Origin of the sequence: Nannocystis bainbridge (genome assembly GCF_028368995.1) — a bacterium.
GTDB lineage: Bacteria > Myxococcota_A > Polyangia > Nannocystales > Nannocystaceae > Nannocystis > Nannocystis bainbridge.
The window spans coordinates 982,201-1,001,710 of sequence record NZ_JAQNDL010000002.1 but is presented as its reverse complement, the minus strand read 5'-3'; the positions used below and the strand labels follow the sequence as shown (position 1 = coordinate 1,001,710).

16 protein-coding genes are annotated in these 19,510 nt (G+C 74.1%); 2 read left to right on the top strand and 14 right to left on the bottom strand.

The window, feature by feature from the left end; genetic code table 11:
- Positions 1-21: 21 nt before the first annotated feature.
- Complete coding sequence (locus tag POL25_RS21610; protein ID WP_272088027.1) at positions 22-2,340, bottom strand: heavy metal translocating P-type ATPase; 2,319 nt, start codon at positions 2,338-2,340, stop codon at positions 22-24.
- A 302-nt stretch (positions 2,341-2,642) separates the two neighbouring features.
- Positions 2,643-2,987 (bottom strand): hypothetical protein, encoded by a 345-nt coding sequence (locus POL25_RS21605; protein WP_272088026.1) that lies wholly within the window; start codon positions 2,985-2,987, stop codon positions 2,643-2,645.
- A gap of 4 nt (positions 2,988-2,991) precedes the next feature.
- Here POL25_RS21605 and POL25_RS21600 point away from each other — a divergent pair, with 4 nt between their 5' ends.
- Entirely contained in the window at positions 2,992-3,336 is a 345-nt protein-coding gene (locus POL25_RS21600; protein ID WP_272088025.1) for a hypothetical protein, read from the top strand.
- A 222-nt stretch (positions 3,337-3,558) separates the two neighbouring features.
- On the opposite strand, the gene POL25_RS21595 is transcribed toward POL25_RS21600, so the two are convergent.
- From POL25_RS21595 to POL25_RS21540, 12 genes are all read right to left on the bottom strand, one after another.
- Entirely contained in the window at positions 3,559-5,028 is a 1,470-nt protein-coding gene (locus POL25_RS21595; protein WP_272088024.1) for an alkaline phosphatase family protein, read from the bottom strand.
- Between the two features lie 87 nt (positions 5,029-5,115).
- Positions 5,116-5,838, bottom strand: coding sequence for a 16S rRNA (uracil(1498)-N(3))-methyltransferase (locus POL25_RS21590; RefSeq protein ID WP_272088023.1), 723 nt, complete (start codon positions 5,836-5,838; stop codon positions 5,116-5,118).
- The gene (locus POL25_RS21585; RefSeq protein ID WP_272088022.1) at positions 5,835-6,830 is read right to left on the bottom strand and encodes a hypothetical protein; all 996 of its coding nucleotides are present in this window, start codon (positions 6,828-6,830) and stop codon (positions 5,835-5,837) included. The genes POL25_RS21590 and POL25_RS21585 overlap by 4 nt, the downstream gene beginning before the upstream one ends.
- Positions 6,831-6,842: 12 nt before the next feature.
- Positions 6,843-9,068, bottom strand: coding sequence for a sulfatase family protein (locus POL25_RS21580; RefSeq protein WP_272088021.1), 2,226 nt, complete (start codon positions 9,066-9,068; stop codon positions 6,843-6,845).
- 534 nt (positions 9,069-9,602) lie between these two features.
- Positions 9,603-13,100, bottom strand: coding sequence for a hypothetical protein (locus tag POL25_RS21575; RefSeq protein ID WP_272088020.1), 3,498 nt, complete (start codon positions 13,098-13,100; stop codon positions 9,603-9,605).
- Between the two features lie 386 nt (positions 13,101-13,486).
- Positions 13,487-14,158, bottom strand: coding sequence for a tetratricopeptide repeat protein (locus tag POL25_RS21570; RefSeq protein WP_272088019.1), 672 nt, complete (start codon positions 14,156-14,158; stop codon positions 13,487-13,489).
- A 34-nt stretch (positions 14,159-14,192) separates the two neighbouring features.
- Positions 14,193-14,966: a PhnD/SsuA/transferrin family substrate-binding protein gene (locus POL25_RS21565; RefSeq protein ID WP_272088018.1), complete on the bottom strand. Its 774-nt coding sequence runs from the start codon at positions 14,964-14,966 to the stop codon at positions 14,193-14,195.
- A gap of 272 nt (positions 14,967-15,238) precedes the next feature.
- Entirely contained in the window at positions 15,239-15,769 is a 531-nt protein-coding gene (locus POL25_RS21560; RefSeq protein ID WP_272088017.1) for a hypothetical protein, read from the bottom strand.
- The gene (locus POL25_RS21555; protein WP_267768973.1) at positions 15,762-16,394 is read right to left on the bottom strand and encodes an RNA polymerase sigma factor; all 633 of its coding nucleotides are present in this window, start codon (positions 16,392-16,394) and stop codon (positions 15,762-15,764) included. Before POL25_RS21555 ends, POL25_RS21560 begins: the two co-directional genes overlap by 8 nt.
- Entirely contained in the window at positions 16,391-16,879 is a 489-nt protein-coding gene (locus tag POL25_RS21550; protein ID WP_272088016.1) for a DUF6249 domain-containing protein, read from the bottom strand. Before POL25_RS21550 ends, POL25_RS21555 begins: the two co-directional genes overlap by 4 nt.
- A gap of 36 nt (positions 16,880-16,915) precedes the next feature.
- Positions 16,916-17,545: a hypothetical protein gene (locus POL25_RS21545; RefSeq protein ID WP_272088015.1), complete on the bottom strand. Its 630-nt coding sequence runs from the start codon at positions 17,543-17,545 to the stop codon at positions 16,916-16,918.
- A gap of 7 nt (positions 17,546-17,552) precedes the next feature.
- Entirely contained in the window at positions 17,553-18,254 is a 702-nt protein-coding gene (locus POL25_RS21540) for a hypothetical protein (RefSeq protein WP_272088014.1), read from the bottom strand.
- 44 nt (positions 18,255-18,298) lie between these two features.
- Here POL25_RS21540 and POL25_RS21535 point away from each other — a divergent pair, with 44 nt between their 5' ends.
- Positions 18,299-19,510 (top strand): hypothetical protein, encoded by a 1,212-nt coding sequence (locus tag POL25_RS21535; RefSeq protein WP_272088013.1) that lies wholly within the window; start codon positions 18,299-18,301, stop codon positions 19,508-19,510.

Sequence of the window (19,510 nt, the reverse complement as noted above, 5' to 3'; positions counted from 1 at the left end):
GCGCGGCTACAGCCTGCGAGCTCAGCGCTCGGCCGCGACCCGCCGCAGCGCCAGGCTGCTCACCACCACCGTCACGCTCGACAGCGCCATCGCCCCGGCCGCGAGCGCCGGATCGAGCGCGCGCAGCCACGTCGGCAAGCTGCTCAGGGGGTACAGCGCGCCGGCCGCGACCGGGATGAGCACCAGGTTGTAGGCCGAGGCCCAGAACAGGTTGCGGCGGATCGTGCGGACCGTCGCCTTGCCGATGGCGAGCGCGTCGAGCAGCCCGCGCAGGTCGCTGCGCAGCAGCGTCACGTCGGCGGCGTCGACCGCGACGTCGGTGCCGCTGCCGATCGCCACGCCGACGTCCGCCTGCACCAGCGCCGGCGCGTCGTTGACCCCGTCGCCCACCATCGCCACCGGCCCGGTCCGCTGCAGCGCCACGACCGTCGCCACCTTGTCGGCCGGCAGCACCTCCGCGTACACGTCCGCCGCGTCGATGCCGACCGCCGCCGCGATCGCCAGCCCCGTCCCCCGCCGGTCGCCCGTCAGCAGCGCCACCCGCAAGCCCTGCCCGCGCAGCGCCGCCACCACCTCGCGCGCCTCCGGCCGCGGCGCGTCGGCCAGCGCGATGGCGCCCAGGTACCGCCCGTCGCGCGCCACGTACACGCGCGTGTGACCGGCATCGGCGGTCTTTACGGACATGCCCGGAGCGACATGTTCTTTGTCACCTGTGCCAGAGGACATGTCCCAAGATACAGGTGGCTCTTCGGCCAGATCCATGGCGACCCCTTGCGCCGTCAGCCACGCCCGCGTCCCGATCCACACCTCCGCGTCGCCCACCAGCGCCCGCAGCCCGCGCCCGCCGATCGCTCGCACCCCGGTCGGGCTCGTCAGGCTGGCCCCGCGGGCCTTCGCGGCCGCCACGATCGCGCGGCCGAGCGGGTGCTCGCTGCCCTGCTCCGCCGCGGCCGCCAGCGTCAGCAGCTCGTCCTCATCGACGCCCGGCGCCGGCGTGATCGCCTGCAGTTGCGGCCGGCCGAGCGTCAGCGTCCCGGTCTTGTCGAACACCACCACCCGGACCGCCCGCACCGCCTCGAGCGCCGCGCTGTTCTTGAACAGCAGCCCGCGGCGAGCGGCCGCGCCGGTGGCCACCACGATCGCCGTCGGCGTCGCCAGCCCGAGCGCGCACGGGCACGCGATCACCAGCACCGCGACCGCCCGCATCAGCGCGTGCTCGGCCCCGTGCGACGAGACCAGTAGCCACGCCCCGAAGGTCAGGAGCGCCAGCCCGACCACGATCGGCACGAACACCCCCGCGATCTTGTCGACCAGCGCCTGCACCGGCGCCTTGCTGGCCTGGGCCGCGCGCACCAGGCGGACGATCTGCGACAGCGCCGTGGCGGCGCCGACGCGCGTCGCAGTCAGCCGCAGCAGCCCCGGCCCGTTGATCGTCCCGCCGGCCACCGCGTCGCCGACCTCCTTGGCCACCGGCAGGCTCTCGCCGGTCAGCACGCTCTCGTCGACCGCCGACTCGCCCGCGATCACGCGACCGTCGACCGGGATGGCCTCGCCGGGGCGGACCACCACCACGTCGCGGACCTTGACCGCCTCGGCCGGCAGCTCGACCTCGACTTCGTCGCGGATCACCCGGGCCTTGCGCGGCCGCAGCTCGAGCAGCGAGCGCAGCGCCTCGCCGGCGCGGCCGCGGGCGCGCGCCTCGAGCAGGCGGCCGAGCGCCACCAGCGTGACGATCGCCGCGGCTGTCTCGAAGTACACGTGGTGCCCGGACGCCGGCGCCAGCACCACCGGCACGCTGGCGACGAACGCCACGCCGGCCCCGAGCGCCACCAGCACGTCCATGTTGGCCCGACCGGCCCGCAGCGCCCGCGCGGCCCCGCGGAAGTGCGGCCCGCCGGTGTAGGCCAGCACCGGCAGCGTCAGCGCCAGCAGCAGCCACAACAGCCATGGCCGGTCGCCGATGACCCCGAAATCGCGGGCCATGCTGATCGCCATCAGCGGGGCCGTGCACACCGCGCCGACCATGAAGCGGCGCCAGCTGGCCCGGAGTTCAGCCGCGCGCGCGGCTGTCTCGACGGACAGGTCGGTCGCGTCGGCCCCGGCGATCACCCCGAAGCCCGCGGCCTCGACCGCCGCCACCAGCGCCCCGCGGCTCGCCGGCGTCGTGGTGGCGAGCGCGACCGAGGCGGTCTCGCTGGCGAAGTTGACCTGCGCCGCCGACACCCCGGGCACCTGCGCCAGCGCGCGCTCGATCGTCTGGGCGCAGTTGGCACAGCGCATGCCCGTCAATGCGAGGTCGATCGACTCGCCCGTAATAGCTGCGGTTGCGGAAGCGTTCACGCAGACTCGAGCATAGCCGAGCGACGCGGCCGGCGCTGGTGACCTGGCTTTTGAGTCATGTCACCGCGCGAGCTCACCCGCGTCGGCGCAGCGCGCCCGTCAGGTCGAAAGACTCGCCCGTGGCCGCGGCGGTCACGGGAGCGTTCGCGCAGACCCGAGCATCGACCTGGCTCTCAGGTCATGTCACTGCGCACCCCATGCGCTCGACTCGCCCGTGGCCGCCGCGGTCACGGGAGCGTTCGCGCAGACGCGAGCGCGGCGGCGCGGGTGACCTGGCTCTTGGGCCATGTCACCGCGCGCGCTCACCAGCAGTAGCTGCCGTCGCCGTTGGGCAGGCCGACCAGCTCGCACGCCATCCCGGTCGGGCAGTCAGCGTCGGTCACGCACTCGAGGAAGCACGCCTTCTGCATGGCGTCGATGGCGAGGCAGCGGGTGATCGCCGGGCTGTTGGGCTTCGGCGTGCACTGGGCCTCGGTTTGGCACAGCACGGTGCAGAAGCCGTCGAACGCGACCATGTCGGCGTCCTGCAGGCTGAGGCAGCCGCCGCCGTTGAGGCCGACGCACATGTCGCTCGGGAAGCAGTTGGAGTAGAGGCCCTGCGCCGGCTGCGGATCCTTGGCCGGCGGCGGGTCGGTCGTCATCATCATCGTCGTGCTCGAGCTCGAGCTCGAGCTCGTGTCGTCGGTCGTCGAGCTCGAGGTGCTCGAGCTCGAGCTCGACGAGCTCGACGAGCTCGACGTCGACTCGTCGGTGGTCGCCGGATCCGTCGTCGCCGTCGGCGGCTCGGTGGTCGAGGTCGGCGGGTTCGTCGTCGAGGTCGGGTCGGGCTCGGTGCTCGGGTCGACCGGCATCGTGCTCGACTCCGAGTCCCCGGAGCTGTCGTTCGTCGTCTCGCTGGTCCCCGGGGTGGTGCCCGGCGTGGTCCCGGGCGTGGTGTTCGGGTTGGTCGCCCCGGTCGGCTGGAGGGTCGAAAAGCTGGTGAAGCCGCCGGTCTGATTGTCGTCGTCGCCGCAGCCCGTCGCCATGACAAGCCCGCCGAACAGCACCACTCGCAAACCACGATAGATGAGCATCGCCGTCGTTCCTCCGCGCACGACGCCTGTCGCCCGCCACACCAGCAATCCCAAACCGCGCCAGGAGCGTCAAGCAAGATCGCGCGGCGATCGAGACTTCGAAGCGGACCCAGATCGCGGACGATGTGGCCACACCGTCAGGTCCTCATGCCCGCGTCCGCGAGCGCAGCCGCCGGAGCAGTGGTCCGAGCACCCATGCCAGCGCGACGCCCTCGGCGAGGCTGCGGACCACCACGAACAGCACGCTGACCGTGGCGCTCCAGCGCGGCATGAGCGGAGGCCCGGCCTCGCCGACGCCGAGCATCGGCAGCAGCCACGCCTCGGGCGCCCGACACAGCACCAGCGCCGCCGCCAGCGATCCGAGCGCCGGCGCGAGCTGGGCCCGCGGGGACTGCCCGGCCAGCCCGAGCCCCAGCGCGAGCACGGCTGCAGGCACGCACGCGAGCCACAGCTGGAGCCCACGCGGGGCGAACACCGGCGGGTCCGACAGCGACGGCCAGCCGAACATCACGCCGAGGCCGAGCAGCGCCAGCAGCAGCGCCCACGGCACGCGCGACCACAGCTTGCGCGTCCCGTCCGCTCGCACGCCGAGCCCGAGCCCGAGCGCGAGCAGCAGGCCGGCGACCCCGACGCGCACCGGCCCCGGACGCGGCAGCGTGACGCCGGGGGATGGATCGGCCAGCGCATCGGCCCACGGTCGACCACGAGCGTCGCTGGGGAGCTCGGCCCCCAGCGCATCCGCGACAGCGCGGGCGAGGTCCACGACGTGGATCGACGCGCTCGTCGGTGATGGCGCGATCCCTGGCCCGGCCACGCAGCCGCGCACGATCCGGATCTCCGGCTCCTCGCCTCCGTGCCCGCCCGCGGGGCGATGGCCGTGGTCCGCGAGCACGAACCACAGCGCGTCCTTCGGCCCCGCCGCGCGCAGCCTACCCAGGAGCTCGTCGGCGCCGCGGACCGCCTCGGCATAGGCCGACGAGGCCGCGCCCGCGGCATGGCCGGCCTCGTCGACGCGCAGCACGTGCACGTGCACGAGGCGCGACGGCGAAGCGACCGCCGCGATCGCCTGTTCGGGGAACGCGGCGCGCCACGCCTCCGGATCTTCGGGATCGCGGGACGGATCGGGGCGCGTCGCGGCGAACCCGAACGAGCGCACGATCTCGGGGTGTGACTCGGCCAGCGCCACGCTGTCCGCGACCTGGGCCGGGCTCGCGCCGGGTGGCGGCGCCGCCAGCTGCGTGGCCCGGTACTGCAGGCCCGACTGCTGCTGCGTGCGTCCGGTCCACAGCGCCGCCTGCACCGGCAACGAGACCGTCGGGAAGCCGACGTCGATGCGCAGCTCCTGGCCCGCCGCGCACACGGCCGACAGCGCCGGCAGCTCGCTCGCCGCCGCCGCTCCGAGGCCGTCGATCAGCACCACCCGCACCCGCGCCGCGGGGGCCAGGCCGGGCCCCGCGGATGTCCCGAGGAACATGTCCGTAGGGACCTGTCCGTCGCGCCCGACGAGCGCGCGCACGAACGCCTTGCGGGCCGGATTGGCGCCGAGCGCCAGGATCGCCAGCGCGGCCGCGCCGAGCAGCCAGCGCGTCGCGGAGCCTGTGCGCAGCGCGGTCACCCGCCCCGCACGCTAGACCGGCCGCGCGTGCCTGTCGAGGTCACGCCGATCACGGACGACCGGCCCCGTCATCCGAAGCAGCGCGCCTCACGGCGACAGGCGAGCCAGCAGCGCCACCACGGCCGTCTCGACCCGCAAGATCCGCGGCCCGAGATCGATCGCCTGCGCCAGCGACTTCAGCAGCGCCACCTCGGCCGGGATGAACCCGCCTTCCGGGCCCACGATCAGCGTCGCCGGACCGATCGGCGCCCGCGGGCACGGCGTGGCCGCCCCCGGGTGGGCCACCAGCGGCGCGCGGCCCTCGCAGAGTTCAGGCAGGCGTTCGCGGACGAATCGGCCGAAGTGCTCCGGGTGGACCTCGACCGTCGGCACGATCGTGTCGCGCGCTTGCTCGAGCCCGAGCTGGAGGTCCTCCGCGAGCGCGCTCGCGTGCAGGCCGTGGCTCGAGAAGTAGCTGCGTTCGACCCGCTCGGCCCGGAACAGCGCGAACCGCTTGACCCCGAGCGCCGTCGCCTGTTGCAGCACCTTGCGCAGCGTCGGCGGTCGCGGCAGCGCCAGCGCCAGCGTCACGTCGAGCGGCGGCGGCGGTGGTTCGTCGAGGCGCAGCTCGAGCTCGGCTGCTTGCGCGTCGAGGTTGATGATCGTCGCCTTGCCGATCGCGCCGCCCTCCACGCCGACCCCGACCTCGTCGCCGACGCGCGCGCGCAGGACCTCGCGCAGGTGCTGCAGCCGCCTGTCCCGAAGGACAGCCCGCTGCGAGCCCGCGCCCGTCGGCGCGAGCTCCTCGGCGCGCAGCAGGATCAGGTTCACTGCCCGAGCTGCTGCTGGCGGGACAGGTACGCGAACGTGCTGGCGATCTGGAACCCGAGCAGGCGGCCGATCCACGGCAGCGCCTCCGGCTCGGCCGACGCGCGGATCTCCGACGCCAGCACGCGGACCTTGGCCGCCTCGACGTCGTTGCCGCCGAGCCACAGCGTGACCGCGGCGTCCTCGAGCAGGTTGGCGACCTGGGCCTTGAGGTCGGCGCGCAGCGTCTCGTCGCCGCGGGCCCCGTCGAGCAGCGCCGTGTAGCGGTCGTCCTCGGGGCTCTGGTCGTTGAGGTCCGGGTGCTTCTCGTTGACGCGGCGCATCATCGGCTCGACGTCGATCACCGGCGGCCACTGGTTCACGCGCGCGTTGGCCAGCGACATGATGACGTTGTCCTTGTCGGGCGCGAAGTCGACGGGCGGCAGCACCCCGTCGAGGAAGCTGGCCGGGCGGTACACCGGCGCCTCGCCGAGGTGGACCAGCATGTCGTCGAGCTGGCGCGGCACCGCGAAGCCCGAGGTCAGCGTCTGCTCGCGGGCCCAGCGGATGCGGGCGCGGGCCCAGTCGGCCGGCACGCGGCGCTCGCTGCCGCGGTCCCAGTCGCGGATCATCCGCGTGCGCTGGCCATCCGTCTGCACGTAGGTGGCGAAGTCGACGATCTGGTCGCGGCCGCTGATCGCCGCCACCCACAGGTAGCTGCGCTCCTCTTGCGGGGCGCTGATCATCACGCGCGAAAGGCCCGGGGTGCTCTCGGTGTCGACGACGGCCACCGCCGCCATGTCGCCGCGGAGGTCGTTGAGGTCGCCGGCGGACCAGCCGCGCGGGGTCTCGGCCTCGGGGATCGTCACGCCCTTGCTGCGCAGCGTGTGGATCGCCTTGCGCGCGGCCTTGCGGACCTGTTTGTCGTCGTGGTCCTGCAGGGCGACGAGCGCCGCGGCGTCACGAGCGGCGACGAGTTTGGGGATCGACTCGAGGAGCGAGGGGCCGGATGCCATGCGCGGCGATTACTACATCCCGTGGTCGAGCGCAAAGGCCGGCTTGAGGTCCGCGCCGGTCCCCCAGCGGCTCCGCTTCCACCGCCCTTCGGCCGCCATCTCCCACGCCAACGCGGTACGGGTCAGCCGCAGCGCGATCCCGCCGTCGACCTCGAGGTCGCGGGTCTCCCCGGGATCGGCCGCGAGGTCGTACAGGCGCTGCGCGTCGCGGCCGCTGCCGACGATCAGCTTGTAATCGCCGAGGACCGCCGCCCGCGCGCCGTCGCCGAGGTACGCCACCACCAGCCGGGGCGGCGGCTGGGGGTCGTCGATCAGCGGCACCAGGCTGTCGCCCTGCCACTGCGCCGGGAACGGCAGGCCCAGCAGGTCGGCCAGCGTCGGCGCCAGGTCGAGCAGATCGACCGGCGCCGTCACCCGCCCGGGGGCCAGCAGCGCCGGGGCGCGAATGACGAGCGGCACCCGCAGGCTCTCCTCGTGCAGCGAGAACCCGTGCAGCGCCCCGCCGTGCTCGAAGAACTCCTCGCCGTGCAGCCCGACCAGCACCAGCGCCGCCTCGTCGAGCCCGCCCTGCTCCTCCATCGCCGTCAGCAGGTCGGCCAGCGCCGCGTCGACCACCTGCAACTCGCCGCGGTACAGCCGGCGCACGTAGTCGCGCTGGGCCGGCTCGGCCACTACCCGGCCCGCGCGCACCCGTCCGAGCCACAAATGGGTCAGGTGCGGCAGCGGCGCGTCGGGCGGCGGCGGCCCGCCGATGTGCTCGCGCGGCGGATCGTAGGGCGCCTGCGGATCGGTCATGTCGGCGTACACGAACCGCGGCGCCGGCCGGCCCGCGATCGCCTCCAGCGCCGCGCGCACCACCGATCGCGCGTCCTTGCCCGCACCTGTCCCTCCGGTCATGTTGCGGACGAAATCGAGGCCCTGGACCAGCCCGCGCTCGGCGTTGAAGTCGGCGTTGGCCGCGATCCCGACCCCGTAATAACCGGCCCGATCGAGCAGCTCCGGCAGCAGCACCTGGCCGTCGGCGACGAACGTCCCGCGCACCGTCGCGTGGCCCGGCGGCGGCACCGACGACAGCAGCGCCGCGTGGGTCGGCACCGCCCACGGCGACACCGCGTAGGCGCGCTCGAACACCAGCGACTCGGCCGCCAGCCGCTCGACCGCGGGGAACCGCGGCCCGCCGAGCAGCACCCCGAGCAGGTCGTCCGCGCGCGCGCCCTCGACCGCGATCACGATCAGGTCGCGCGGCTTGCGTTCGCGGCGATCGACCGGCCGCGATCGGCCCGCCACCAGCTGCAGCACCCGCAGCGTCGCCCCCTCGCCGCCCGCCGGCGCGCGCACCTCGATGCGCAGCGGCTGCCCGCCGTAGCCCGACAGATCGAGGTCGCGACCCGCCGGTCCGAGCGCCCCGTCGAGCAGCAGCGCCGGCGCCCGACCCTCGCGGTGCTCGGCGTCGGTGCTGACCAGCACCGCCAGCTCGCCGCGGCCCTCGACGCGCAGCCGCCCGCGCCGCGGCGCCAACGCGTAGAACACCAGAGATGTCCCCTGGGCCAGGTCGAGCGAGACCTCGTCGCCATCGCCCGCGTGGACCTGATACCCGCCCGCCTGGGGCGCGGGCCCGGCGACGATCGCCGCGCGCGGACCTACCTCGACCCGCTGGATCGCCGCGCTCGGCTGCCCGCCGCGACCCGGGCGCGAGAAGTGCAGCCGCAGCCGGTTCTCGCCCGCGCGCACCAGCGCCGGCGGCAGCGAGAACGTCCGCCGCTCCCACGCCTCGCCGATCGACAGGTGCGCCAGCGGCTGCTCGTTCCACAGCGCCGTGACCGCTTGCCCCGGCGCCAGCGCCCGCAGCGTCACCGCCATCGCCAGCCCCGGCTGCCCCTCGCTGTCGGGGTGCAGCTTCGGCGCCAGCTCGCCGTCGAGCGGCAGCGTCAGCGTGCCCCCGGCCCCGAACACCAGCGCCCCGCGCTCCTCGCCGAACTCCTCGCCGAGCCGCAGCGCCGCGCCGGTCCCCAGATCGAGGTTGGCCCGCGCCTGCACCCGCCCGAGCTCGACCACCAGCCGCCCGTCGACCAGCGTCAGCGCGCCCGGCCGCTGGGCGATCAGGTCCTGCCAGAGATCGGCGGTGACGATCCGGGCCACCGGCGCCGGCGCAGCCGGCCGCGGCGCCGCCGTCCCGACGACGGGCTCGGGCTTGCTGGCCTCACAAGCAGGTCCGAAGAGACATGTCCCGACGAGCATGCCCCACAAAACATGCCGCATCGAACATGTCCTCGAGGCCATGTGATTAAACCAGCCCTCTCGCCGCCGGACCCCGACCTCGCGCGGCTGGCCTGACTGCCCCGGGGAGCGCGGCAAGCTCGGCTCGCCGCGTGACACCTGTGAACCCGCCGCGCTCGGCTCGCCGTGTGACACCGGGGAACCCGCCGCGCGCAGATCCCCGCGTGACACCGGTGAACCCGCCGCGCGCAGCTCGCCGCGTGACCTCTGTGAACCCGCCGCGCTCGGCTCGCCGCGTGACACCTGTGAACCCGCCGCGCTCGGCTCGCCGCGTGACACCTGAGAACCCGCCGCGCTCGGCTCACCGCGTGACACCGGTGAACCCACCGCGCTCGGCTCGCCACGCCCCCGCCGACGCGCCTCGCTCGCAGCGGGTCCGCTCGCAGTCGTGCCCGCGCGCTCGCTCGACGCGCCGCCGCTCTGCTCTCCTCGTCTATCAGACGGCCGAAAGTCCATGGCCCGAGATTCCTGCTGCGAAGGCTACGCGCGAGCGCGTCAACCGTCCTGCCCCTTGAGCTCGCGCGGCTGGCGGGCAGGGTCTCGGACCAGCCCGAACACGATCGCCAGCAGCGCGTCGTCGCCGGTCACCATCGGTGCCGCCTCGCGGCCCGGGACCGCGGCCAGACCGACGATGACCGCGTCGAGCACGGCCGCGCGGCGGGCCGGATCGAGCCCGGCCACCAGCTGCTGCAACGCCTGCCTGCGCGCGGCCGCGTCGCCCGTGGTCGCCAGCGCCGCCGCCGCCCGCACCCGCGCCGCCCCGCTCAGCCCGCGCAGGGCCGCCAGCCGGGCCGGCTGCAGCGCATCGACGGCGCAGAACGCCTCCGCCTCGACCGGCAGCGCGGATCCGCCAGGACCTTCGGAACCTGATCGAGAGGCCATGTCCTCTCCGCCATGTCCTTCTCGACCTGCCCTTTTCGCCATGTCCTGCGCGCCAGGTCTCTGGGAACCTGCCCCGGGCGACATGTCCTTCGCGCCAGGCTTCTGGGCGTCCGTGCCGGGCGCCGTGTCCTCTCCACCTGTCGGCGCGACACCGGCCCCCGACGCCGTGCCGTCTGCGGTCGCCGCCGAACCTGCCCCCGAGGCCATGTCCTTCCCGCCAGCCCGCGCCGAACCAGCCCCCTTCGCCGCAGCCTGCCGGCCGACCACGCGCGGGTCGCCCAGCGGCGTCACCGGGGCCAGCCCTGCTGCCAGCTGCGCCGGTGCCAGCTCGGGCGCGGTGACGCCGGGGACATCACCGCCGAACGCCCGCTCGAGCCGGCGGAACCCGGCCGGGTGCGTGAGCACCGTCGAGAGGTCGGGCCACACCGCGGCCCGCACCAGCGCGGCCGCCTGCTCGTCGGTCCACGCATACTCGGCCAGCGCCAGCGCCAGCGCCTCGCGGGCGTGCCACCGGCGCGCCGGCGGGACCTCGGCCAGGTAACTCTCGACCCCGCGGATCAGGGCCTCGCGCCCGGCCTCGGCGCTGCGCGGCGCCCAGGCGTCGTTGGCGTCCCGCACCGCTCGCACCGTCAGCCGCAGGCGCACCTCGTCGGCCTCGCTCCCGTCGACCCCGTGCAGCAGCAGCTGACGCAGGGCCAGCAGCTCGTAGTGACGGGCGTCGATCCACTCCGCCATCCACGCCGCACGCCGCCACACCGCCCGCGGATCGGCCGACGCCGCCGCGGCCGCCTGGGCCAGCTGATCGGCGTGGTCGCGGCGACCGAGCATCAGCGCCAGCTCCGACTGCAGCGCGAGTTGCCCGGCGGCGATCTCCTGCGGCACGTGAGCGAGGTTGTCGGCCAGCGCCTCCGCGGCCACGCGCGTGTCGGCGGCGTACATCAGCGGCACCGCGATCCGCCCGACGCAGTCGAGCGTCAGGTCGGCCTCGATCGCGCCGCGCAGCCTCTCGCCGAGCTCCGGCGCGCCGAGGCCCGTGGTGCGAGCGCGGCGCAGCGCGTCTGCCAGCGGTCCGCTCGCGCCCGGCGCCAGCGACTCGGCCAGCAGCGGGCACGCGGCCCCGCGCGGGCCCGCCGGCGCGCGCGCGTGGGCTGACTCGGTCGCCCGCCGCTCCTGCTCCAAGAGCCATGTCTCTCCGAACAGCTGCAACACCGCGGCGCGGTCGTCGGCCTGGTCGCAGCGATCGCCGCAGGCGGCCTGCTCGAGTACGAGCGCCGAACCAGCAGCGCGCACGACGTCGTCGGTCGGACCGCCGCGGACCACCGCCGCGAGGGCGAGCGCCGCCCACGGTCGACCCGCCGCCAGCTCGTGCCGGGCCTCGGCCGCCGCCAGCTCGGCGATCGCCGGGATCCCGCGCGCCTGGCCCTCGGCCAGCCCCCAGGCCGCGATCGCCACCGCCTGGTCGCGCCGCCCCGCGGCCCCGCGCAGGCGCGCCAGCTGCAACAGCCGCGGCAGCGTCGAGGCGTCGACGGCGGCCCGCGCCGACCACAACGCCGGCGGCGGGACCAGCCGCTGCGCCGGGCCGCTGGTACCTGGTCCGGAAGACATGTCCGAAGCGCCAGACGACGTGCGCTCGGGTTCGCCGGATCTCGGCGCCAGCCCGGGCGCCTTCGCGGCGCTCGCCGGACTCGCAGCGCCGACCGAACGATCGCTGCCTGCCTGGCCCCTGGCATCACCTGTCCCTCCAGACAGGCCGGAATTCGTAGCGACGCCCTTGTCGTTCGCCCCACGACCTGTCCCTCCGGACAGACCCGCATCGCCAGCGCCTGCCGGTCCGGGGCCTGTCCCTTTGGACACGCTCGCCCCTGCCACTCCAGCGTTGTTGCCCGACGTGCCACCTGTCCCTCCGGACAGGATCGCACCGCCAGCACCCGTCGCAGCGGCGCCCTTGCCCTTCGCTCTGCGACCTGTCCCCTTGGACAGACTCGCATCGTCGACCGGCTTCGCGCGCGGCTCCCCGGCCGTCTCGCGCGCCAGGTCGTCGGCCACCGCCGCCGCGCGTCCGGCCCCCGCGCGCGCCCCCAGGCTGCCTGTCAGCGCCATCTCGGCGCTCGGCAGATCTCCGAGCAGCACGAACACTCGCCAGCTCATCGCCGCCGCGCCAGGGTCGTCGTCGGCCGCGTCCAGCAGGCGGATCACCGTGCTCGCCGTCGAGCGCGCCGCGTCGTCGCCCGGCAGCTCGTAGCCGGGCCCGAGCTGCGCCAGCCGCAGGCGCACGTAGTCGCGCCCCAGCGGGGACACCCGCGCGTCGGCGGCCGCGACCACGTCCGCCGCCGCCGACTCGCCGATCCACCCGCGCAGCTCGTCGAGGTCGACCAGATCCAGCCCGAGCTCCCCGCGCAGCTCCGCCGCCAGCAGCTCGGCCACGTCGCCCGGATCGAGCTGGACCGCCAGCCGAACCGCCGCCTCGCGCAGCGCCGCCGGCCCGGCCGTCCGCGCCTGCGCGAGCGCCTGGGCCAGCGCCTGCGTGCGCGAGTCGAGCGAGGGCGGCCGGCAGCGCTCGCCTTCGCAGCCGACCAGCGTCCGCTGGGCGCGCGCCTGGCTCTTCGCCGCCGCCGCCACCTCCTCGTGCAGCGCGCGGTCGGCTCGCCACTGCACCTCGTCGGCGCTCGTCTTGCCCTTGGGACAGATCATCGCCACGCGCCGGAGGTCGAGATCGGCCGCCAGCGCCTCGCCCTCGGCCAGGAACCGGGCCGCGCGGCGGCGAAACAGCCCGCACACGTCGCTCCGCCCCGCCAGCGGATCGGTCTCGAGGCTGGCCGCGCGGGCGTAGTGAGCCGCCGCCAGGCCAGCCAGGCCCTCGGCAGCCTCGAGATCGGCGAGCGCCACCAGCGACGGCAGCTCCGCGTGCTTGCGGAAATCGCGGAGCAGCACCGCCCGCGCCTCCTCCGGGCGCCCGAGCGCCACCAGCGAGCGAGCCCACGCTCGCGCCGACTTGCCGCGCGGCAGGATCCGCGCCTGCCCGGCGCGCTCCACCACCTCCGCGTGGCGGCCCTGCTCGGACAGCCGCGGCAGACGCGAGTGACACGCGACTGAACCTGTCCCGAAGAACATGGCCCAAGCTACCAGAACGTTCCGACATGTCCGAAAGGACCGGCGCGCCTCGCCCCTCGTCGTCTTCGGGTCCTTCAGGGCGGACCTTTGAAGCTCACCGCTCGTCGTTCCCGGGCCCCGAGAGCCGGATCTTTGCGACCCACCGCTCGTCGCTCCCGGGCCCTTCAGGTCGGACCTTCGCGACTCGCCGCCCGTCGTTCCCGGCCCTGTCAGATCAAACCTTTGCAACTCACCGCTCGTCGTTCCCGGGCAACGAAGGTCGGACCGTTGCGAACTACCGCTCGTCGTGCGTCGGTCGAACTTCTCGGAGCCTCGCAACTCCCCTTCGCCGCGCATCGATCGCCGGCCCTGCCGCTCCGGCGGGCCGTCTCCGCCGGCGGCGGTCGTCATTCCGCGGCCCCGCCGACCGGCGCCGGGCAGGCCAGCGCCGCCGCGCCGTCGGCCTCCTCGATCAGCTTGGCCAGCAGGCGGCGGTCGCCCGCGCCGAGGCGATCTTCCATCCCCTTGGCCGCGCACAGCGGCTCCTTCGCCGAGTCCGCGTCGCCGAGCGTGATGTAGCCGCTCGCCAGGCGCAGCTGACCGATCGGCCGCTCGGGGTGGGCCTCGACCTCCTTCTCGAGCAGCTCGATCCCCGTCTCCGAGTCGCCGTGCTTCAGCAGCCGCGACGGCGCCGCCACGTACAACGACCCGAGCAGATGCGTCGCCGCGCCCTCGCGGAAATCGGGCTCCTTCTCGCGGGCCTTGCGGGCGTACGCCTCGGCCTCGGTCACCAGGCCGCCCGCTTGCAGCCCGCGATTTTCAGCCAGCCGACCGGCGATCGCGGCGCGGGCGAACGCATAGGCGGCCGTGTCCTCTTCCCAGGACGTGATCAGCGCGTACGCGTCCTCGCGGTCGGTCTTGCTGTCGGTCTGGGCGTCGATCTGGGCCTCGAGCGCCTCGTACACGGCGATCGGGTCGTGCGCCTCGGCGGCCGCGGTGAACTTGGGGTTCTGGACGTTGCCGTGCGGGCGACAACCGGCGAGCGCGACGAGGATGACGGCGAGGAGCGAGCTGCGCATCGCCGGCAGGAATACCACGGCGCTCGCCACGCGGTCACTTGTCGTAGGCCGTGGTCACGCTGGCGTAGTCAGCCGCGCTCGCGCTCTTGAACGCCGACAGACCCGCTTCGCGGCAGGTCGCCTTGCCGTCGCCGGCGCAGATCTTCCCGAGGCTGCTCTGGAACGTCTTGCGCTCCGCCGCGGGCGCCGACGGGAACGCGACGACCACCATCGGCGGCAGCTTGTCGGACGCCCAGATCGACTTCACCGCCGCGCCGCCCTCGATCTTGGCGAGCTCGGCCAGCTGCGCGTCGTCGACGAGGGCGCACTCGGCCTCGCCGCTCGTCACCTTCTTGAGCGTCTGCACCGGCCGCTTGGTCTCGACCAGCGTGAAGTCGCCGAGCGTGAACTTGCCGGCGCCGATCACCTTGTCGATGAACTTGCGGTCGTCGGCGTGGTCGCTCGCCAGCGTCTTGCCCTTGCAACCGGCGAGGTCCGCCTGGGTCTTGCTGATGATGTGGTACTGCCGCCCGCCGGCCTGCGCCACCTCGGCCTGGCCGATGATGTCGAGCTTGTGCTTGGGACCGAGGGCCAGGAACGCGGCCAGCGACATGATCCCGTAGTGCGGGTCGACCGAGTGGATCTGCGTCTCGGCGGCTTCGCGGCTCGTGAGGTACTTGCCCGCGCTCGCGGCCCAGCCGTTCTGCTTCGCCACCACGGCGATGAGCTTGTCGATCAAGGGTTGAGCCTGCGCCGCGCTGCCCACTCCGTGCTCCTTGATCACCAGCACGTTGACGGTGCCATCAGCCGCCCGGGCCGTCGGCGTCACCGCGGCGACGGCGGCACAGCAAGCGACAGCGAGGGCGGTGGAAGCGAGTCTGCGTGAAACGGGCATGTTGTCTCCTGGCGCGCTTGGACGGGCCTGTGCCTCAACTATGCACCGTCTCGCGGCCGGGGCGAAATCCGCTGCGGGTGGCCCGCCAATGGGTGTTTGCGAGCGAATTGCAGAGCTCGGCAGAGGCCGTTCGGCCGTCCGCCAACTCACACTTTGAAGCCTTGCACGCGGCCTCGACTTCGGCCTGCGAGTGATCGCAAGCACACTCAGGCGCGCGAGCTCGGACGCCGGCCCGGCATGAACGCGAGCAGCAGCGCCAGCGCCACAGCGGCCCCGACCGCAGCCATGCCCCACGCGCTCGGGCTCGTCGCCTCGCTCGCCAGACCCAACGCGGCCCGGGCCTGCGCGAGCACGCCGCCCCGCTCCGACAGCCCGAACAGCGGCGCGAGCGTGGCATACGCGGCGATCGTCGCCAGCGCGTAGAACAGCCCGAGGATCCAGCTGCGAATCCGCGGATCGAGCCCCGAGCCGGCGATCTCGACCGCATGCGTGGCGTTGAGCACGTCCTTGGCGAACAGCGGATCGTTGCGCTGGCGCACGCTGTCGAACAGCTCGATCTCGCGGTCGACGAAGCGGACGAGCTCGGTGTGGCACTCGGCGTCGGCCTCGACCAGCGCGCGCAGCTCGGGCGCCAACCATGTCCGGCCGCGAGGGTCGCGCTTGAGCGTGCTCGACGGGACGTCGAGCATCTCGAGGAACGCACGCAGCCGCAGGACCGATGGCGACGGCTCAGGCATCCTCGGCCTCGACTTCGCCCGACCCCCATCCATCGAGGTGCTCGCGCAGCATCCGCTTGGCGCGGTGGAGGTGCGTCTTGACTGTCCCGAGAGGCAGCTCGAGGATCTCCGCGATCTCGGGGTACGAGACGTCCTCGAGGTAGTACAGCATCACGACCGCCCGGTAGCGCTCGGGCAGCGCGCCGATGGCCGCGTCGAGGTCCTTGCGCATGTCGCAGCGGTTGGCGCTCGTCGAAGTCTCGGGGGCCATCGCGCCCGCCTCGAAGTTCTCCGGCAGCGCCGCCAGCTCGCGCACGCGGGCGCGGTGGTTGAGATAGACGTTGTAGGCGATCCGGTACAGCCAGGTCGAAAACCGGGCCCGGCCCTCGAAGCCACACAGACCGCGATAGGCGCGGAGGAACACCTCCTGCGCGAGGTCGTCGGCGAGGTTGCGGTCGCTGGTCAGGCGCAGGAGCAGCCCGCGGACCTTGCCCTGGTGCCGCCGCAGCAGCTCGCCGAACGCCTTTTCACCGTCGGCCCGGCCTGCGGCCTGGACCAGCGCCTCGTCACCGAGATCGGCCAGATTTTGGGTCTTACGAAGCCCGAACCCGAGCCAGGAGAGCGCTGCTGTGGACACCTTGCTCATGAGTTCCTCTTGCGCGACGCGGCGAACGACGCGAGATAGCCGAGACCGATAAAGCCGGGGATGAGGCCCGTGGGGCCGAGGCCGGGCATGCTGACCGAAGCACCGAGCAGGCCGAGGCCCGCGAACACCAGCACGATCCCGCGTCGCAGGTCGCCCTGGGCCGACGACGGGAACAGATCCTGCGGCGGATCCATGCCCTTTTCGAGGTAGCGTCGCGCCAGCTCGAATCGGCCTTCCTCGCTGCGCTGGCGGATCCTCACCACCGCGATCACCGCGATCACCAGCAGCGCGAGGAACGCGACGTCGACGATCACCGACGAGGCGCAGACATCCGCGCCGCCGCTCGGCCCGCTCGGGCCGCCCCACCAGAACGAGCCGATGCGGGTAAAGCAGCCGCGGGTCGCCATCGCGGCGCCTTCGACCAGATCATCGATGTGCAGGCCAAACCCGCCATAATCCAGAGATGACAAGAAGGTGCGCAGCATCGACCCTCGTACGACCCGACCAGGGTCCCCGCGGTTTCAGCTGGAAGCAAGCGGCGATGCAGGCAAATGCCGGCGATACCGCGCCCACAGGGCCTCGAAGGTGAGAGCTTGTGGGGGCTCGGCCTCTGCATCCGTGGCCCCCGCCTCGCGCAAATTTTGCGCCACCGCCCGGTAGGCCGCCTCGACCGCCGCTGGCAGCTCGTCCGGGTGGGCCGCCCGCGTGGCGTCGACCAGGTCGGCGAACTCGGCCCCCTCGGCGACCCCGTAGAACACCCCCTGAATCTCGACCTGCTCCTTGAACCACGCGTCGACGTCGTCCGGCGCGTACGCACACGAAAGCACCGCGCAGGCCAGCTCCTCCCACAGCAGCGCCCGCTGCCCGGCCGCCCGCAGATCGAGCGGGATGAGCCCGTAGTCGAACCCGTGATCGTCGGCCAGGCGCCCGGCCTGGACCGCGTGGGCGAACTCGTGGACCAGGTTCGGCAGCCCGGACGCGACCACCACGAACGGCCGGTCGCCCGGGTCGTCGGCGCGGCGGGCCCGGATCAGGTTGTCGTCGCCCGCCGCGATCACCACCTCCGCGCCCATCGCCGCCAGCGCCCGCGCGAGCACCTGCAGCAGCGGCGCCCCGGCGTCGGGGTGACCTGGCTCGACGAACAGGTTCAAGCTCGCCTCAGAACGACCACTGCAGCCCGAGCACCACCTCGCGGCGGCTCGCCCGCAGGTCGGCCCGCAGGCGCTTCTGCTGCAGCTTGCCGGCCGTCAGCATCGCCGCCCCGCCGAGCAGCAGCAGCACGCCCGGGACCAGCATCGCGGCCGCAGCGCGGTTTCGCGCCGGCTCTAGACAACCGTTGCCGGCCCGGTCCTGGCGCGCATCGCAGGCTTCCTGCTGTTCGAGCGTGTTGACCTTGGCCTGCGACATGGCGATCCCGCCGCCGGTCAGCACCGCGCCGATGCCGAGGAACACCGCGCCGCCGCGCACCCAGCTGCGCGCACGCTGAGCCTCCGGGCTGTCGATCAGCGGGTCGTACGGGAGCTCGTCCTCTTCTTCTTCATCGTCCGCCGGCCCCTCGGGCTGTACCGGCGCGGGCGTCGGCGGCGTGGTGTCCGGCGTCGAGGCCGACGGCGACGTCGCGCTCGCCGAACTCGTGCCCTCGGTGCCCTGCGGCGCGCCCGTCGGCGCCATCGCGCCCGCCGGGGGCTGGCCGGCCGTCGTCGGCGGCTCGGGCACCTCGGGCGTCGTCCCGCCGGCGCTCGGCGCCTCGATGGCCGCGTCGTCGCCGGTGTACTCGCGCGCCGTCGGTGGGCCGGCGAGGAGCGACCCACTGAGCAGGACATGCAGGGCGGCGCGCAGCACGGGCCGCGACACTACCACGGGCTCGCCTTGAACAAACCGCGGCTGCAGGTCACAGTGGGCGCGTGCTCGTCGCCTCCGCGCTCGCCGCCGTGCTGCTCGCCGCACCGGCCGCGCGCGGCCCCGACTGCGCCCCGTTGACCCTCCACGTCGGCCCGGTCGACGCCCCCCTGGCGATCTCCGCCTTCGTCGACCCATTCGCGCCCACGACCTTCAGCCTCTGGCTCGAACTCCGGCGCCTCGTCGCCGACCACGAGGGCGCCGTCAGCGTGCGCGTCGTCCCGATCGCCACGACCATGGTCGAGACCCCGGGGGACGCCCGGATCCTCCGCCTCCTGCTCGGCGCCGGCGTGCGCGGCCACCAGGAGGCCGCGCTGCGCCTGCTCGACCGCGACGGCCGCGATCGCCTGGCCGTCCGCCTCGCCGATCTCGCAGCCCGTCCCATCCTCGCCGGCGAGCTCGGGATGCGCCCTGAAGATCTCACCGCGATCCTCGACGATCGCTGCATCGACACCGCCCTGCGCGCCGGCAAGGCCGAGCTGCAGCGCCTGCATCAAGCCGCCGGCGGCTACCTCGGCCGTCCGCCGATCTTCGTCGTCGGCCAGGCCGCCGCCTTCGAGGACGGCCTCGGCCTCGAGCGCGTGCGCGGCGAGCTGGCCCGCGAGGCCCAGCGGATCCGCGGCAACCGCCCGCTCGTGCGGCCGCTGATCGCCGCCCGACGCGGCATCAGCCAGCGGCTCATGCGCCCGCCGGCGAAGGCGGGCATGATCGTCGGTGGGGTCGCCCTCCCCCATCGCCTCGTCGTGTTCGCCGAGCACGACGAGCACCCCAATTTCTCGCTGCTCGCCCCGGTTCTCGAGTTCCGCCGGCAGAATCCTGGCCTCCTGGCCGTGCAGGTCATCGCCCGCGGCACCAACACCGGGGCCCGGCAGCTGCGGGTGCGCACCTGCGTGGCCGAGCGCCTGGGGCTGCAGCTCGAGTACCTGCGGATCCTCGCGCGCGAGGGCGAAGGCGCTCGCAGGGAGCCGCGCAGCGCCGCGGCGGCCGACTTCATCGCCCGCCTCGACGAAGCGCCCGAGGCGCAGACCTGCGAGCTGGGCGAACCCGAGCTCGAGCGGGGGCCTGGAGGCATCACCGCGTTACCCGAGGGCGTATGGCTCGACGGCGCCGCGGTCGGCCAGAGCGATCTCGACGCACTCGCCGCCCGGCTCGCAGGAGCCGACGCCGCCCAGCGCCCGCTCGATGCCGTATTCTCGGCAGCGGCGCCGGAGCCCTGA

Bases quoted from the DNA above. Each gene is read 5' to 3' on its own strand.
- POL25_RS21550 (WP_272088016.1), bottom strand. From the start codon at position 16,879: ATGCTGCGCACCTTCTTGTCATCTCTGGATTATGGCGGGTTTGGCCTG.
- POL25_RS21605 (WP_272088026.1), bottom strand. From the start codon at position 2,987: ATGATGATGACGACCGACCCGCCGCCGGCCAAGGATCCGCAGCCGGCG.
- POL25_RS21580 (WP_272088021.1), bottom strand. From the start codon at position 9,068: ATGCTCGTCGGGACATGTCTCTTCGGACCTGCTTGTGAGGCCAGCAAG.
- POL25_RS21575 (WP_272088020.1), bottom strand. From the start codon at position 13,100: ATGTTCTTCGGGACAGGTTCAGTCGCGTGTCACTCGCGTCTGCCGCGG.
- POL25_RS21585 (WP_272088022.1), bottom strand. From the start codon at position 6,830: ATGGCATCCGGCCCCTCGCTCCTCGAGTCGATCCCCAAACTCGTCGCC.
- POL25_RS21570 (WP_272088019.1), bottom strand. From the start codon at position 14,158: ATGCGCAGCTCGCTCCTCGCCGTCATCCTCGTCGCGCTCGCCGGTTGT.
- POL25_RS21555 (WP_267768973.1), bottom strand. From the start codon at position 16,394: ATGAGCAAGGTGTCCACAGCAGCGCTCTCCTGGCTCGGGTTCGGGCTT.
- POL25_RS21560 (WP_272088017.1), bottom strand. From the start codon at position 15,769: ATGCCTGAGCCGTCGCCATCGGTCCTGCGGCTGCGTGCGTTCCTCGAG.